The following is a 331-nucleotide window of genomic DNA, read 5'->3' as shown; positions in this document are numbered from 1 at the left end:
GTGTGATGACTTCGCCGGCTACAAGGCCAGCTTCGATGGCGGCATCACCGAGATCGGTTGCATGGCCCATGCACGCCGCAAGTACTTTGAACTGCACGACAAGCACAAGAGCGAATTGGCGGGCCAGGCGCTGCGCTACATCGTGAGCTTGTACGAGATCGAGGCGGAAGTGCGGGATGCCCAGCCGGACCAGCGCCTGGCAGCGCGGCAACAAAGGGCTGGCCCGATTCTAGAGCGGCTGCACACCTGGCTCGAGGAACAACGACGCCGCGTCCCAGAAGGCTCGGCGATCGCGCGGGCCATTGGCTACAGCCTCAAGCGGTGGCCGGCA

1 protein-coding gene is annotated in these 331 nt (G+C 64.4%); it reads left to right on the top strand.

The features are described 5' to 3' along the window. Nucleotides 1–331, top strand: a 331-nt coding sequence (locus AAHM38_RS25560; RefSeq protein ID WP_342234432.1) for an IS66 family transposase, incomplete at both ends; no start/stop codon positions are given.

Origin of the sequence: Ralstonia sp. OTU4908, from assembly GCF_038440115.1 — a bacterium.
Lineage (GTDB): Bacteria > Pseudomonadota > Gammaproteobacteria > Burkholderiales > Burkholderiaceae > Ralstonia > Ralstonia pickettii.
This window is presented reverse-complemented; position numbering and strand designations above follow the sequence as displayed.